13 protein-coding genes are annotated in these 13,366 nt (G+C 63.2%); 7 read left to right on the top strand and 6 right to left on the bottom strand.

Annotation, left to right across the window (positions count from 1 at the left end; all coding sequences use genetic code 11):
* The first annotated feature begins 42 nt into the window (after positions 1–42).
* Positions 43–777, top strand: a complete 735-nt coding sequence (locus tag ACIPK7_RS24735) for a proteasome-type protease (RefSeq protein WP_192433793.1) — start codon at positions 43–45, stop codon at positions 775–777.
* A gap of 235 nt (positions 778–1,012) precedes the next feature.
* Here the strand turns inward: ACIPK7_RS24735 and ACIPK7_RS24730 are convergent, their stop codons facing one another.
* Complete coding sequence (locus ACIPK7_RS24730; protein WP_192433791.1) at positions 1,013–1,816, bottom strand: cytochrome c; 804 nt, start codon at positions 1,814–1,816, stop codon at positions 1,013–1,015.
* A gap of 672 nt (positions 1,817–2,488) precedes the next feature.
* On the opposite strand from ACIPK7_RS24730, the gene ACIPK7_RS24725 reads away from it, so the two are divergent.
* The 4 genes from ACIPK7_RS24725 to ACIPK7_RS24710 all read left to right on the top strand — a co-directional run bounded on the left by ACIPK7_RS24725 (position 2,489) and on the right by ACIPK7_RS24710 (position 7,452).
* Positions 2,489–3,694, top strand: coding sequence for an acetyl-CoA C-acetyltransferase (locus ACIPK7_RS24725; RefSeq protein WP_054908479.1), 1,206 nt, complete (start codon positions 2,489–2,491; stop codon positions 3,692–3,694).
* A gap of 17 nt (positions 3,695–3,711) precedes the next feature.
* Entirely contained in the window at positions 3,712–5,856 is a 2,145-nt protein-coding gene (locus ACIPK7_RS24720) for a 3-hydroxyacyl-CoA dehydrogenase NAD-binding domain-containing protein (RefSeq protein ID WP_401090783.1), read from the top strand.
* A 100-nt stretch (positions 5,857–5,956) separates the two neighbouring features.
* A complete protein-coding gene (locus ACIPK7_RS24715; protein WP_401090782.1) occupies positions 5,957–6,511 on the top strand; it encodes a cysteine hydrolase family protein in 555 nt (184 codons plus the stop codon).
* Positions 6,512–6,714: 203 nt separating this feature from the next.
* A complete protein-coding gene (locus ACIPK7_RS24710; protein ID WP_401090780.1) occupies positions 6,715–7,452 on the top strand; it encodes an amidotransferase in 738 nt (245 codons plus the stop codon).
* Positions 7,453–7,553: 101 nt separating this feature from the next.
* On the opposite strand, the gene ACIPK7_RS24705 is transcribed toward ACIPK7_RS24710, so the two are convergent.
* From ACIPK7_RS24705 to ACIPK7_RS24690, 4 genes are all read right to left on the bottom strand, one after another.
* The gene (locus tag ACIPK7_RS24705; protein ID WP_081520665.1) at positions 7,554–8,525 is read right to left on the bottom strand and encodes a magnesium and cobalt transport protein CorA; all 972 of its coding nucleotides are present in this window, start codon (positions 8,523–8,525) and stop codon (positions 7,554–7,556) included.
* Between the two features lie 91 nt (positions 8,526–8,616).
* Positions 8,617–8,838 carry a hypothetical protein gene (locus tag ACIPK7_RS24700; protein WP_192433778.1) on the bottom strand — a complete coding sequence of 74 codons (222 nt, stop codon included), beginning with the start codon at positions 8,836–8,838 and terminating at the stop codon, positions 8,617–8,619.
* A gap of 347 nt (positions 8,839–9,185) precedes the next feature.
* Entirely contained in the window at positions 9,186–9,377 is a 192-nt protein-coding gene (locus ACIPK7_RS24695) for a hypothetical protein (protein WP_192433776.1), read from the bottom strand.
* 159 nt (positions 9,378–9,536) lie between these two features.
* Positions 9,537–10,226, bottom strand: coding sequence for a crotonase/enoyl-CoA hydratase family protein (locus tag ACIPK7_RS24690; RefSeq protein WP_401090778.1), 690 nt, complete (start codon positions 10,224–10,226; stop codon positions 9,537–9,539).
* A 237-nt stretch (positions 10,227–10,463) separates the two neighbouring features.
* Between ACIPK7_RS24690 and ACIPK7_RS24685 the strand changes: the two genes are divergently transcribed.
* Positions 10,464–11,738, top strand: a complete 1,275-nt coding sequence (locus ACIPK7_RS24685) for a hypothetical protein (RefSeq protein WP_401090776.1) — start codon at positions 10,464–10,466, stop codon at positions 11,736–11,738.
* Positions 11,739–11,760: 22 nt separating this feature from the next.
* Positions 11,761–12,045, top strand: a complete 285-nt coding sequence (locus ACIPK7_RS24680; protein WP_024765462.1) for a GNAT family N-acetyltransferase — start codon at positions 11,761–11,763, stop codon at positions 12,043–12,045.
* A 119-nt stretch (positions 12,046–12,164) separates the two neighbouring features.
* Here the strand turns inward: ACIPK7_RS24680 and ACIPK7_RS24675 are convergent, their stop codons facing one another.
* Positions 12,165–13,241 (bottom strand): 3-deoxy-7-phosphoheptulonate synthase, encoded by a 1,077-nt coding sequence (locus ACIPK7_RS24675; RefSeq protein ID WP_138216372.1) that lies wholly within the window; start codon positions 13,239–13,241, stop codon positions 12,165–12,167.
* Positions 13,242–13,366: the final 125 nt, after the last annotated feature.

Below are 13,366 nucleotides of genomic sequence, written 5' to 3'. Positions count from 1 at the left end.
CGGCATAAGATCGGTGCCAGTTCCCGCCGCCATGAGAAAGCCATGACCTACTGCGTCGCCATGAACCTCGCCCAGGGCCTGGTCTTCGTTTCCGATTCGCGCACCAACGCCGGCGTCGACAACATCGCGGTGTTCCGCAAGCTGCATATCTTCGGCACGCCGGGAGAGCGCCTGATCGTGGTGCAGAGCGCCGGCAACCTGGCCACCTCCCAGTCGGTGATCAGCACGCTGCGCCAGCGCATGGGGAGCGACGGGCCCAACCTCGGCACGGTGGAAAATCTCTTCGAGGCCGCGCGCCTCGTGGGTACGACGCTGCGCGAGGTGGTCGATCATGACGAGAACATCGGCCAGAACCAGGGTGTCGACCTGGGCAGTTCCTTCCTGGTCGGCGGGCAGATAGGCACTGAAGTGCCGCGCCTGTTCAACGTCTACCCACAGGGCAACTTCATCGAGTCATGCCGTGATACGCCGTACTTCCAGATCGGCGAGAGCAAGTACGGCAAGCCGATCATCGACCGCGCCATGAGCTACGCCACGCCGCTGGAACAAGCCCTGCGCTGCGCGCTGATCAGCTTCGACTCGACTATCCGCAGCAACCTCTCGGTGGGCATGCCGCTGGACCTGCTGGTGTACCGCGAGGGCAGCCTGGAAGTGCCGGCGGGGTACCGCATCCAGGAGGGCGACCCATACTTCGAGGGCATTCGTAACCAGTGGGGCGCCGGGCTGCGCCAGTTGCTGGGCGAACTGCCGGCGCCGCCGGGGGATTACTGGCACTGAGGCCTGGTTAAGCATCTGCGCTTGAGCTGAAACCCCTTACCCCAGCCCTCTCCCAAGGGGAGAGGGAGCCGTCCGTGCCGGCTGACGCGGTCGTTTCATCCTGCTCCGAACGGTCCCCTCTCCCTCTGGGAGAGGGTTAGGGTGAGGGCAATCCCTTGCGCCGATGCACCCGGAACTTTCGATGGATGCTCTGCAGGAGTGAGCATGCTCGCGAGCCATTACCGTGCCGGTTTGGTTACCCGCCAGCCTTCACCTTCCGCCCCGCCATGTGCTTCAGGTAAGCGACGATCTGGTCCAGTTCTGCATCGCTGATCACATCGGCGGCGAAGCCCTTCATCCGCGCTTCCGGCCAGTGCCGCAGGCTCTGCGGGTCACGGATGTACTGCTTGAGATAACCCGGCGCGAAGTACTCGGTGGGGTTGTGCGGCAGGTTCAGGTCCGGGCCGAACTGAGAGTCGCCGGCGCCGTTCAGACGGTGGCAGGCCAGGCAGTTCTTCTGGAACTGGGCGAAGCCCTTCTGCACTGATTCCGGCGCATTCTTCGCCGGCAGCAGCGCCGGGAAGCGCTCGGCCAGCGGCTTGAGGTAACGAATGCTGGCGACCTGGAAGGGCCATTGCTCCGGGCCGATGCCAGCGGCTTTCGGATCGCTCCACACCAGGTAGAAAGGCCCGGCGGATGGCTTGCCCTCGGCCAGCGGGGGCCAGGGTTTACCCGACTCCTCGATGGCCAGCCAGGCGCGCGAACCTTTTTCTGCCAGCAGCGGCGCGGCCGGCAGTTCGGCGGCGAATCCATCCAGCGCCACGGCCTGCAGGTGGTCGGCCGGCTGCACACCTTGCAGCAGCGCCGCCAGCGGCACCGCGCGGTAATGCATGGTGCGGTTGTAGGAGACGTCGGCGGGAATCTCGATGTCCTGCGCCTTTGGGTTGGCCAGCAACTGTTCCGTGCTCAAGTCGTGCTTGCCGTCGGGCAATTCCAGGGTGAGCGTGGCGGCGAAGGTGGTGGGGCAGAGCAGGAGCAGCGTCAGCAGCAGTGGGCGCATGGTCGCATCCGTGGCGGGAGTGGGCCGCGGAACATTAGCAGAGGTGTGGGCGTAGCAGGAGGTAGGTGGCTCCCGCGCTGCGTTGACCGTGGCTCGCGGATGGCGGCGCGCGGTACGCAGCGGCGGGGTAGCCGGGTGTTGGCCCTAGCCGACCAGACGACTCAGATTGGGGATGATCAAGACTACAGTGGTTGCGAACACGATCAGGCTAGCCTGACGCCATTTTCTCGATTGTTTGTCCATGATGTCCTTCCGCCTTTCTTGTTCTTGGCACGGCTCACTCACGGCCTGTTGATAGTGACGCGCATGCCTTGGCTTCTGGTTTATCGAGCCGAGCCGGCAAAACCCGGCAACGGCACTCTTCGCATCATCTGCCTGATTGAGTCTAAGCCTAGTGCCGCGCGGGCTTAGACCATCTGGCAGCAAGTCCTGCAGCTTCAGGCATATTCCCTCTATATGACCGAACCGTGACAGCTGCGTTCAGCTTTTCGACCGCTCGTCCATCTTCCCCGACAGGCCCTTTCCAGAGCCTTCGAGCTTTTCGCCGCCGGTCGGTCGCTGAGCGTGGCGGTCAATTGCGCTGAGCGCTGCGGTCATTGCCCCTTGCCGATACGCCGCTAAGGTAGGCCGACACGCCACGCCTGCGTGACGACAACTCTAAGAGAGAACGCCATGACCGAAGCATTCATTTACGACGCGGTGCGTACTCCCCGCGGCAAGGGCAAGAAGGACGGCGCGCTGCACAGCGTCAAGCCGGTCAACCTGATGGCCGGTGTCCTGCGCGCGCTGCAGCAGCGCAACCAGCTCGATACCGCCCAGGTCGACGACATCGTCCTCGGCTGCGTGACCCCGGTGGGCGACCAGGGCTCCGACATTGCCAAGACTGCTGCGCTGGTGGCCGACTGGGACGAGCAAGTCGCCGGCGTGCAGATCAACCGCTTCTGCGCCTCGGGCCTTGAAGCGGTCAACCTGGGCGCCATGAAGGTGCGCTCGGGCTTCGAGGACTTGGTGGTGGTCGGCGGCGTGGAATCCATGTCCCGCGTGCCCATGGGTTCGGACGGCGGCGCCTGGGCGCTGGACCCGGAAACCAACCTGCACACCAGCTTCGTCCCCCAGGGCATCGGCGCCGATCTGATCGCCACCCTGGAAGGCTTCAGCCGCGCCGACGTCGACGCTTTCGCCCTGCGCTCCCAGCAGAAGGCCGCCAAGGCCCGCGCCGAAGGGCTGTTCGCCAAATCCCTGGTGCCGGTGACAGACCAGAACGGCATCGTCCTGCTCGACCACGACGAATTCATCCGCGCCGACTCCACCCTCGAAGGCCTTGGCGCGCTCAAGCCCAGCTTCGAGATGATGGGGCAGATGGGCTTCGACGCCAGCGCGCTGCGCAAGTACAGCTTCGTCGAGCGCATCGAACACGTGCACACGCCGGGCAACAGCTCCGGCATCGTCGACGGCGCCACCGCCATGCTCATCGGCTCTGAGGCCAAGGGCCGCGAACTGGGCCTGAAGGCCCGCGGACGCATCGTCGCCACCGCGGTGACCAGTACCGACCCGACCATCATGCTCACCGGCCCCGCGCCGGCGACCCGCAAGGCGCTGGCCAAGGCCGGGCTGAAGGCCGAGGACATCGACCTCTACGAGGTGAACGAAGCCTTTGCCTCGGTGGTGATGAAGTTCATGAAGGACATGGGCGTGCCGGAGAGCAAGGTCAACGTCAACGGCGGCTCCATCGCCATGGGCCATCCACTTGGCGCCACCGGCTGCATGATCCTCGGCACCCTGCTGGATGAGCTGGAGCGGCGCAACCTGCGCTACGGCCTTGCCACCCTCTGCGTGGGCGGCGGCATGGGTATCGCGACGATTATCGAAAGGGTTTGAGGCCGGAGAACAAGAAAATGACCGACGCCATCCGTTATGAGAAAGGCCAGGACAATATCGTCGTCCTGACCATGGACATGCCCGGCCAGAGCGCCAACACCATGAACGGTGTCTACCGCGAGGCCATGGCCGCCACCGTGGCGCGCCTGGAAGCCGAGAAGGATTCGATTGCCGGCGTGGTGATCACATCCGCGAAGAAGACCTTCTTCGCTGGCGGCGACCTCAATGAACTGATCAAGGTGACCAAGGCCGATGCCCAGGCCTTCTACGAAGGCATCCTGGTGCTCAAGGGCCAGCTGCGTCGCCTGGAAACCCTCGGCAAGCCGGTAGTCGCCGCCATCAACGGCGCGGCCCTGGGCGGCGGCTGGGAAATCTGCCTGGCCTGCCACCACCGCATCGCCCTGGATGAAAGCCACGTCCAGCTCGGCCTGCCGGAAGTCACCCTCGGTCTGCTGCCCGGCGGTGGCGGCGTGGTGCGCATGGTGCGTCTGCTCGGCCTGGAGAAAGCCCTGCCGTACCTGGCCGAAGGCAAGAAGGTACGCCCGGACCAGGCGCTCAAGGCTGGCCTGATCCATCAACTGGCCTCCAGCCGCGAAGAGCTGCTGAGCAAGGCCCGCGAGTGGATCGCCGCCAACCCGGCTGCCAAACAGCCGTGGGACAGCGCCGGCTACAAGATCCCCGGCGGCACGCCGGCAAGCCCTGCCGTGGCGCAGATGCTGGCCATCGCCCCGTCCGTGCTGCGCGACAAGACCAAGGGCTGCTTCCCGGCGCCGGAGAAGATCATGTGCGCCGCCGTCGAAGGCGCGCAGGTGGACTTCGACACTGCTCAACTGATCGAGGCGCGCTACTTCACCGAGCTGACCACCGGCCAGGTGGCGAAGAACATGATCGGCACCTTCTGGTTCCAGCTCAACGAGATCAACGCCGGCAAGTCCCGCCCGCAGGGTGTCCCGCCGCAGCAGACGAAGAAGGTCGGGGTGGTCGGCGCCGGCATGATGGGCGCGGGCATCGCCTACGTCTCGGCCGCCGCTGGCATCGAGGTGGTGCTCAAGGACGTTTCCCTCGAAGCCGCCGAGAAGGGCAAGGCCTACTCCGCCGGCCTGCTGGACAAGAAGGTCGGCCGGGGCCAGATGAGCGCCGAGAAGCGCGACGCCTTCCTCGCGCGGATCAAACCGACCGCCAGCGACACCGACTTCGAAGGCTGCGACCTGATCATCGAAGCGGTGTTCGAGGACCGTGGCCTGAAGGCCAAGGTCAGCGCTGCCGCCGAATCCGCCGCGCTGCCCGATGCGGTGATCGCCTCCAACACCTCGACCCTGCCGATCACCGGCCTGGCCGAAGCCGTGGCGCAACCGCAAAAGTTCATCGGACTGCACTTCTTCAGCCCGGTGGACAAGATGCCGCTGGTGGAGATCATCCGCGGGGAGAAGACCGACGACGTCACCCTGGCTCGCGCCTTCGACTACGTCCTGCAGATCAAGAAGACCCCGATCGTGGTTCACGACAGCCGTGGCTTCTTCACTTCGCGCGTGTTCGGTACCTTCACCAACGAAGGCCTGGCCATGCTCGGCGAGGGCGTGTCGGCGGCGATGATCGAGAACCAGGCGCGCCAGGCCGGTATGCCGGTGGGCCCGCTGGCGATCAGCGACGAAGTGTCGATGAGCCTGATGACCCACATCCGCGAGCAGACCCGTAAGGACCTGGAGGCCGAAGGCAAGCAGTTGCCCAAGCATCCGGCCTTCGCCGTGGTGGACCTGATGGTCAACGAGTACAAGCGTCCGGGCAAAGCTGCCGGCGCTGGCTTCTACGACTATCCGGCCAACGGCAAGAAGCACCTGTGGCCGGAGCTGAAGCAGCGCTTCGAGAAGGCTGACGCGCAGATATCCGCCGAGGATGTGCGCGACCGCATTCTCTTCGTGCAGGCGATCGAGACGGTGCGCTGTGTGGAGGAGGGCGTGCTGACCTCCACCGCCGACGCCAATATCGGCTCGATCTTCGGAATCGGCTTCGCGGCCTGGAGCGGCGGCGCGCTGCAGTTCATCAACCAGTACGGCCTGAAGGACTTCGTCGCTCGCGCCCAGTACCTGGCCGAGCAGTACGGAGAGCGCTTCCTACCGCCGGCGCTGCTGTTGGAGAAGGCGGCGCGGGGCGAGAGCTTCTGAGGCGTTCTCCTCTGAATGAGAAAACCGGCCCGAGTGGCCGGTTTTTTCTTGCCCGAGCAAATCGTAGGATGGCGCCTTCCCCATCAGCAGGATCGCCCCGATGACGCCTCCCGCCTTGTTGATCATCGACCAGCAGAAAGGCATGCGTGACAGCCGCGAGCCGCGCAACAACCCGCAGGCCGAGCAGCGCATCGGCGAACTGCTGGCGGCCTGGCGCCGGGAAGGTTGGCCGCTGGTTCATATCCGCCACATGTCGCGCACGCCGGGCTCACCGTTCTGGCCGGGACAGCCGGGCGCCGAGTTCCAGGATGCGCTGGCGCCGCTGGAGCATGAGCACGTGGTGGAGAAGAACGTCCCCGACGCTTTCATCAACAGCGGGCTGGAGCGCTGGCTGCGTGTGCGGGACATCGGGGCGCTGGTGATCTGCGGGGTCAGCACCAACAACTCGGTAGAGGCCACGGCGCGTTCTGCGGGCAACCTGGGCTTCGCTGCGCAGGTCGTCGCGGACGCCTGTTTCGCCTTCGACAAGCGCGATTTCAACGGTGTGCAACGCAGCGCCGAGGAAGTTCACGCCATGTCGCTGGCCAATCTGCAGGGCGAGTACGCGCAGGTGCTGGAGACGAACTTGGTGCTGCAAAGGCTGTCCATCGGCTGAATCCTTGCCAACCGGCCGTCACCCCTGTGCATCCGTGCAATTGAAGGAAGTCGGTTTTTCCGGTATTTCCCCTGAAATTCCTGCACAAGAATCCGCTCGGCATCTTGTGTGGTGAAAAAATAGGGCGTAATTTTCACGCGCGTTTCATCAGTGTCAGGAAAACCATCCTTATCAGCCGCTAACCCCCCAGGAATCACCCCTGCATGTCGTTGCACATCTGCATTCTGGAAACCGACATCCTCCGCCCCGAACTCATCGATCAGTACAAGGGCTATGGCTGGATGTTCCAGCAACTGTTCGCCAAGCAACCCGTTCCGGCCGAATTCACGGTCTACAACGTGGTGGAAGGGCATTACCCGCCCGACGATGAGAAGTTCGACGCGTATCTGGTGACCGGCAGCAAGGCGGACTCCTTCGGCACTGATCCCTGGATCCAGACCCTCAAGGACTACGTGCTCAAGCTCTACGAGCGCGGCGACAAGCTACTGGGCGTGTGCTTCGGCCACCAGTTGCTGGCGCTGGTGCTGGGCGGCAAGACCGAGCGCGCGAGCCAGGGCTGGGGCGTGGGCATCCACGACTACCGCATCGAGGAGCAGCCGGAGTGGATGAGCCCGGCGCCGGGCGACGGCCTGACCCTGCTGGTCAGCCACCAGGACCAGGTCACCGAACTGCCCCACGGCGCGCGTCGCATCGCCTCCAGCGACTTCTGCCCGAACGCCGCCTACGCCATCGGCGATCAGGTGTTGTGCTTCCAGGGCCACCCGGAGTTCCAGAGCGACTATTCCCAGGCGATTCTCGAACTGCGCAAGCACATCTTCAGCGAGCCGGTATTCCAGTCCGGCATCGACAGCCTCTCGCGCCCGCACCAGGGGACGGCAGTCGGCGAATGGATGATGCGCTTCGTCCAGCAAGGTCGCGATGAGAAGAAGAGCGCGGCCTGATTCCTGCCGTGTTGACTGAAAACGCCGCTTATTCGAGCGGCGTTTTTGTTTCTGAAGAGCGCCTTGCAGGTGCTTATCGTGGGCATGGCCGTCTGGCCGGACTAAAGCCAATCCGCCTGCTTGAAGCTGATGTATAGCCCGACGCAGCCCAGCGCCAGCAGCCCCATGATCAGGAAGTAGCCGTAGTGCCAGTGCAGCTCCGGGATGTACTCGAAGTTCATCCCGTAGATGCCGGCCACGGCGGTGGGGAACGCGAGGATGGCTGCCCAGGCGGCGAACTTGCGCTGCACCACGCTCTGCCGCGAGGACTCCAGCGCCAGCCCGACCTCGATGGTCTGGCTGGCCACGTCGCGCAAAGTGGTGAGGTCTTCGAGCAGGCGGTTCACGTGGATCGCCACGTCGCGGAAGTAGGGGCGCATCTGCTTGTCGATGAAGGGGAAGTCCAGGCGCTGCAGCTCCTGGCAGATTTCCACCATGGGCGCGGCATAGCGCCTGAGCCGCAGTACTTCACGGCGCAGGCCGTAGATCTTTTCGATCTGCTCCTGGGTCAGCGACTTGCGCAGCACCTCTTGTTCCACCTCCTCAATCTCTGCGCGGATCGCCTCGACCACCGGCTCGTAATTGCTCATCACGAAATCCAGCAGGGCGTAGAGCACGAAGTCGGTGCCATGGGCCAGCAGCAGCGGCCGCGCCTCACAGCGCTGTCGGACCTGGGCGTAGGACTGGGAGAAACCGTGGCGTGCGCTGATGATGTAGCCGATTCCGGCAAAGAGATGGGTTTCGACGAACATCAGCCGACTATCGGCGCGGATCGGTGAGTAGATGACGATGAACAGCGCATCACCGAAGGTTTCCAGCTTCGGCCGGCTGTGCTTTTCCAGCGCGTCTGACACGGCCAGTTCGTGCAGGTTGAACTGCCGTTGAAGATTGAACATCTCTTCCGGCGTTGGCTCCTGCAGGCCGGTCCAGACGAAGTGGTCGGGCTGGCACGCCCAGCGGTAGCCGTCCTCCAGCGGGATGTCGGAGACCTTGCGGCCCTTGCTGTAGACGGCGGAAGCAATGACTCGGCCCATGCTGAAGCCCACCCTGCTGCGGATCGGTCGGGAGTCGTTCTGCTGGGATTGAGTGTTGGCCAGCCTGGCGCGACGCGCCAGCGCAGCGGAATCAGGAGTGAGGTGTGAGCGCTTCCTGAAGGCCCTGCAGAGCCACTGGCACCGCCTGGTTGAAGCGTTCGAAAAGCCCACTGCGGTCGATGTTGTCCACTGGGGCACGGCGCGCGTCGTCGAAGCCGGCGCTGAGGGCGGTGACTACCAGGATCACGATGGTGTAGAGCCCCAGGACGGCGAGGGCGCCGTTGCGGGCGTAGCGGTGGGCTTGGCGGTTCATGCTGGCGACTCGGGCTCGGGGAAGTGATGGCCTAGTGTCGCTTTGGTCAATTCGATTGAATAACGATGCCGGTTGGTTCTCGGTATCAGGCAGATTGATAGATAGCGGCGCTACGACCAGACGCAAGGAGGTGAGTGGCGGGACGCTATCGGAGGTTTTCGGGACTCTGGCGGGCTTCATGGCTGCTTGACCCTCGTCAGGGAGGGGAGGCGACGGGCGTGGCGGCCGTCGAAAAGCACTGAGGTTGCTTCATCGTCTCTGAAAGGCCCGGCATCACGCCGGGCTTTTCGCTTCGGGCAGGGCTGCATGACGTCACCTGCGGCAGGCGGCTGGCGGGATGGGAGGTTTCAGCCCTGCTTGGAAGCGGCTTCGACATTCACCTGGCTGGCGGACTGTTCGGACTGCTGTTGCCCGATAGCGGCCTGGGTCATGTGAACCATGCGGTCCTGCATAAGCGGCGATTCTTCGGCGAAGCTGGCTTGGGCGGCAAAGGCGGTAGCGGCGGCGAGTACACTGGCGGCGATGATGTTGAGTTTCATGATGAACACCTCTGGGTTGGTTTGTTTTGGGTTCATCCATAGGTTAATGCGTAATAATTTTTGAAAAATAGCAAACTGGCTTAATCAGTGTTGCTATTTGGGTAATAGTGATGGCATGAAAAAGCCCGGCACCAGGCCGGGCTTTTTGTCATCGGGCGATCAGACCAGGTGGTTCCGGTCCAACTCGATGGACTTGTCCAGGGTTTCCAGCAACTGCTTGCGCACTTTCAGCTTGGTGTTGCGGTGGGCAGTCATGTTCAGCTTCTTCAGGTGCTGGGCGGCCTCCAGAGCAGCGGCCTGAAGTTGTTCGGCCGGCACCACCTTGTCGAGGAATCCGGCGTCCACGGCGTCGCGCGGGTTGAACATTTCGGCGTTCACCACGGAGCGGGTGAAGGCGGAGCGGCGCAGGCGGTCACGGGCCAGTTCGATGCCGACGTGGTGCATGGTCATGCCGATGGCCACTTCGTTGAGGCCGATCTGGAACGGGCCGTCGACGCCGATACGGTAGTCCGCCGAGAGCAGGATGAACGCGCCCTTGGCTACCGCGTGGCCGGTGCAGGCGACAATGACCGGGAACGGGTGGGACAGCATGCGGCGGGCCAGGGTGGAGCCGGACGCCACCAGGTTCACGGCGTTTTCCGGGCCGGAGGTCATCACCTTGAGGTCGTAGCCGCCGGAGAGAATGCCTGGCTGGCCGGTGACGATGACGATGGCACGGTCCTTTTCCGCCTGGTCCAGGGCCTGGTTGAAGGCTTCGATGACCGCCGGGGAGATGGCGTTCACCTTGCCGTTGTTCAGGGTCAGGATGGCGATGCCGTCTTCGAATTGGTAGCTGATCAGCTCACTCATGGCAGAGGGTCCTGGGTTGCAGTCCTTGGGTTGGAAGTGGCCAGAACATACTGACACGGGCCTGGTGCGTAAAGCGTTTTGACTGACTGATGAGTCAGCTGCATGCCACTGGATTCGGGCGATTTCTGTGCGCTGTGCACGCAATTTCCGACTGCATTCGTGGAGAGGTCTCAGGCGTACTGTTAAGCTGCCACTATCCCTACGCGCTGCTCTCGCACAATCCAGGATGTGCCTGCCATGTCGAAGATTCTCAAGTGGTCCCTTTTTGCCGTCGTGGCGATCGCCCTCATTATCAAGGCGTCGCTGTGGCTTTCCGTGCGCAGTGTGGTGAACGATGCCATAGCCCGCGTCTCGCCGTTCATGGACATCACCTATGGCGGCATCTCCTCGTCGTTCGACGGCCGGGTGGGATTGCAGAACGTGGTGATCAGGGTGCCCATGGCCGGCGACAGTCTGAAGGTTTCCCACGCCCAGCTGAAGTTCAATGGGCTGCGCGAGCTGCTGAGCTTCAAGGAGCGCCTGGATGAGGGCAAGCTGCCGGAGCAGTTGGCAGTGGACCTGAAGGGTGTCGAGCTGCAGATCCACGGTCCTTTCATGCAATCGCTGTATGCCCAGCCGGCAGAGAAGAGTGCCTTCACCGCCATGAGCGAAGTGGCCTGCGACAACGTACGCAATATCGGCGTCGACGAATTGCTGCAGATGGGGTACCGCACCCTCGAGTCGGATATCGAATTCTCCTACCGCATGCAGCCAGGTGCGCAGACCCTGACCTTCGACCTGCGCAGCGATACCCGTGACATGCTGGACATGCACACCAGCATGACGCTGATAAACGTTTCCGAGCGTCCCGGCGACATGCGCGTGAACCCGCCGCGGGTCTCCCAGGTCGTTATCGAGATGAACGACAACCAGTACCAGCGCCGGGTCAGCGAATTCTGCCGTGGCAAGCTGGGCGTGGATCAGAAGGCCTATACCGCGCTCTCGCTGGAGAAATTCGACAAGTCCCTGCGCCAGCAGCGCATCGCACTCGACAAGCCGATACTTGAGGCTTATGGCCGTTACCTGGAAGATCCGCGCTCGCTGCGCATCGAGTTGACGCCGAGCGAAGGCATGACCTGGGGCGGTCTGCAATTTTTCGAGCCCAAGGATGTGATCCAGATGCTGCATCCGGTCGTCTTAGTGAACCAGCAGTCAGTCACACCGCTGGGGTTCGCCTGGGTCGATCCGGTTAAGGAAAAACTCACGCCGGAAAGCCAATATCAAATGGTTTCGGCCCCGGAAACGGTTGAGTCGCAGGCCAAAACGCAGCAATATGAGTTCGTTAGCGTTGAAAGCCTTGCCCAGTACACTGGCAAGCGCCTGCAGTTCATCACGTTTGATGGTGCCTATTATCAGGGTGTGCTGCACAAGGTGGAGAACGGCCGAGTCTATATTACTGTCCTGATCGGGACTGGCTCGGCGGAAATGTTCCTCCGCCTGAACAAGATCAATCAGGTGCGGGTCATGTTGTGAGGCCCTGCGAAGGAGAGAGCAAGTGAGTGAGTCGTTGTCCATCCAGCATGATGAAACCAGCCATCAGTTCGTAACGACTGTTGATGGTCATCGCGCCTATCTGGCCTACATGGATCTGGGCAAGCAGACGCTCGACATCTATCGCACCTTCGTTCCGGACAGCCTGCGTGGCCGTGGTATCGCCGCCGCACTCACCGAACATGCGCTGCAGTTCGCCGAGCGCAAGGGCTACAGCGTCATCCCGTCGTGCTCCTACGTCGAGCGCTACCTGGAACGCCGCCAGCGCCACACCGATACCGCGCTCTGACTTTCAGCGCGCAGAAATAAAAAAACCCGGCCCATGCCGGGTTTTTTGTGCCTGCGGAATTGTCGCACGCCAAAGAAAAGCCGGGCTGATGCCCGGCTTTTTCGTGCGTGCCTGGAGTGTCAGCCGCGCTGGCGCTTGGGCAGAACTTCCTTGAGCTTGGCGTGCATGCTGCGCACGGCCTTCTCGGTGGTGTCCCAGTCGATGCAGGCATCGGTGATCGACACGCCGTACTGCAGCTGGCACAGGTCCTTCGGGATCGGCTGAGCGCCCCAGCCCAGGTGGCTTTCCACCATCAGGCCGACGATGGAGTTGTTGCCTTCGGCGATCTGGTTGGCGACGTTGTCCATCACCAGCGGCTGCAGGGCCGGGTCCTTGTTGGAGTTGGCGTGGCTGCAGTCGACCATCACGTTCAGCGGGATCTTCGCTTTGGTCAGTTCCTGTTCGCACAGGGCGACGCTGACCGAGTCATAGTTCGGCTTGCCGTTGCCACCGCGCAGCACTACATGGCCGTAGGCATTGCCCTTGGTGGTGACGATAGAGACGCCGCCTTCCTGGTTGATACCCAGGAAGCGGTGCGGGCTGGAAACCGACTGCAGCGCGTTGATCGCCACGGTCAGGCTGCCATCGGTGCCGTTCTTGAAGCCGACCGCCGAGGACAGGCCGGAAGCCATCTCGCGGTGAGTCTGGGATTCGGTCGTGCGCGCGCCGATGGCCGACCAGCTGATCAGGTCCTGCAGGTACTGCGGGGAGATCGGGTCGAGCGCCTCGGTGGCGGTGGGCAGGCCCATCTCGGCGAGGTCGCGCAGCAATTGGCGGCCGATGTGCAGACCGTCCTGGATCTTGAAGGAGTCGTCCAGGTACGGGTCGTTGATCAGGCCTTTCCAGCCAACCGTGGTGCGCGGTTTCTCGAAGTACACGCGCATCACAAGGAACAGCGTGTCGGAAACTTCCGCGGCCAGCACCTTCAGGCGCTCGGCGTATTCGTGGGCGGCCTTGATGTCGTGGATCGAGCAGGGGCCGATCACCACGAACAGGCGGTGGTCCTTGCCATCAAGGATGTCGCGGACGACCTGGCGGCCGTTGGCGACGGTGCGCAGGGCGGCGTCGGTCAGGGGGATTTCGCGCTTGAGCTGCTCCGGCGTGATCAGTGTCTCGTTGGAGGCAACGTTAAGGTCGTCGATCTGTAAATCAGCCATCGTGGTACTCAATCAGGTCACGGGTGCCGGCCGCCAGAAATCCCCGTGCGATGGGGCGCAGGCAGAGGTGTCGCTAAGGGGAACCCGAACCTTAACCGTTCAGGCAGCGCCTCGACAATGGCTCG

The sequence above is a fragment of the Pseudomonas sp. NPDC086581 genome (genome assembly GCF_044746165.1).
In the GTDB taxonomy this organism is placed as follows: domain Bacteria; phylum Pseudomonadota; class Gammaproteobacteria; order Pseudomonadales; family Pseudomonadaceae; genus Pseudomonas.
The sequence above is the reverse complement of the archived record's forward strand: the minus strand, read 5'-3'. Positions and strand labels throughout refer to the sequence as shown.

Excerpts from the sequence above, each read along its gene's own strand:
- ACIPK7_RS24685 (WP_401090776.1), top strand. The coding sequence starts at position 10,464 with ATGTCGAAGATTCTCAAGTGGTCCCTTTTTGCCGTCGTGGCGATCGCC.
- ACIPK7_RS24695 (WP_192433776.1), bottom strand. The coding sequence starts at position 9,377 with ATGAAACTCAACATCATCGCCGCCAGTGTACTCGCCGCCGCTACCGCC.
- ACIPK7_RS24725 (WP_054908479.1), top strand. The coding sequence starts at position 2,489 with ATGACCGAAGCATTCATTTACGACGCGGTGCGTACTCCCCGCGGCAAG.
- ACIPK7_RS24720 (WP_401090783.1), top strand. The coding sequence starts at position 3,712 with ATGACCGACGCCATCCGTTATGAGAAAGGCCAGGACAATATCGTCGTC.
- ACIPK7_RS24730 (WP_192433791.1), bottom strand. The coding sequence starts at position 1,816 with ATGCGCCCACTGCTGCTGACGCTGCTCCTGCTCTGCCCCACCACCTTC.
- ACIPK7_RS24735 (WP_192433793.1), top strand. The coding sequence starts at position 43 with ATGACCTACTGCGTCGCCATGAACCTCGCCCAGGGCCTGGTCTTCGTT.
- ACIPK7_RS24710 (WP_401090780.1), top strand. The coding sequence starts at position 6,715 with ATGTCGTTGCACATCTGCATTCTGGAAACCGACATCCTCCGCCCCGAA.
- ACIPK7_RS24715 (WP_401090782.1), top strand. The coding sequence starts at position 5,957 with ATGACGCCTCCCGCCTTGTTGATCATCGACCAGCAGAAAGGCATGCGT.
- ACIPK7_RS24705 (WP_081520665.1), bottom strand. The coding sequence starts at position 8,525 with ATGGGCCGAGTCATTGCTTCCGCCGTCTACAGCAAGGGCCGCAAGGTC.
- ACIPK7_RS24675 (WP_138216372.1), bottom strand. The coding sequence starts at position 13,241 with ATGGCTGATTTACAGATCGACGACCTTAACGTTGCCTCCAACGAGACA.
- ACIPK7_RS24690 (WP_401090778.1), bottom strand. The coding sequence starts at position 10,226 with ATGAGTGAGCTGATCAGCTACCAATTCGAAGACGGCATCGCCATCCTG.
- ACIPK7_RS24700 (WP_192433778.1), bottom strand. The coding sequence starts at position 8,838 with ATGAACCGCCAAGCCCACCGCTACGCCCGCAACGGCGCCCTCGCCGTC.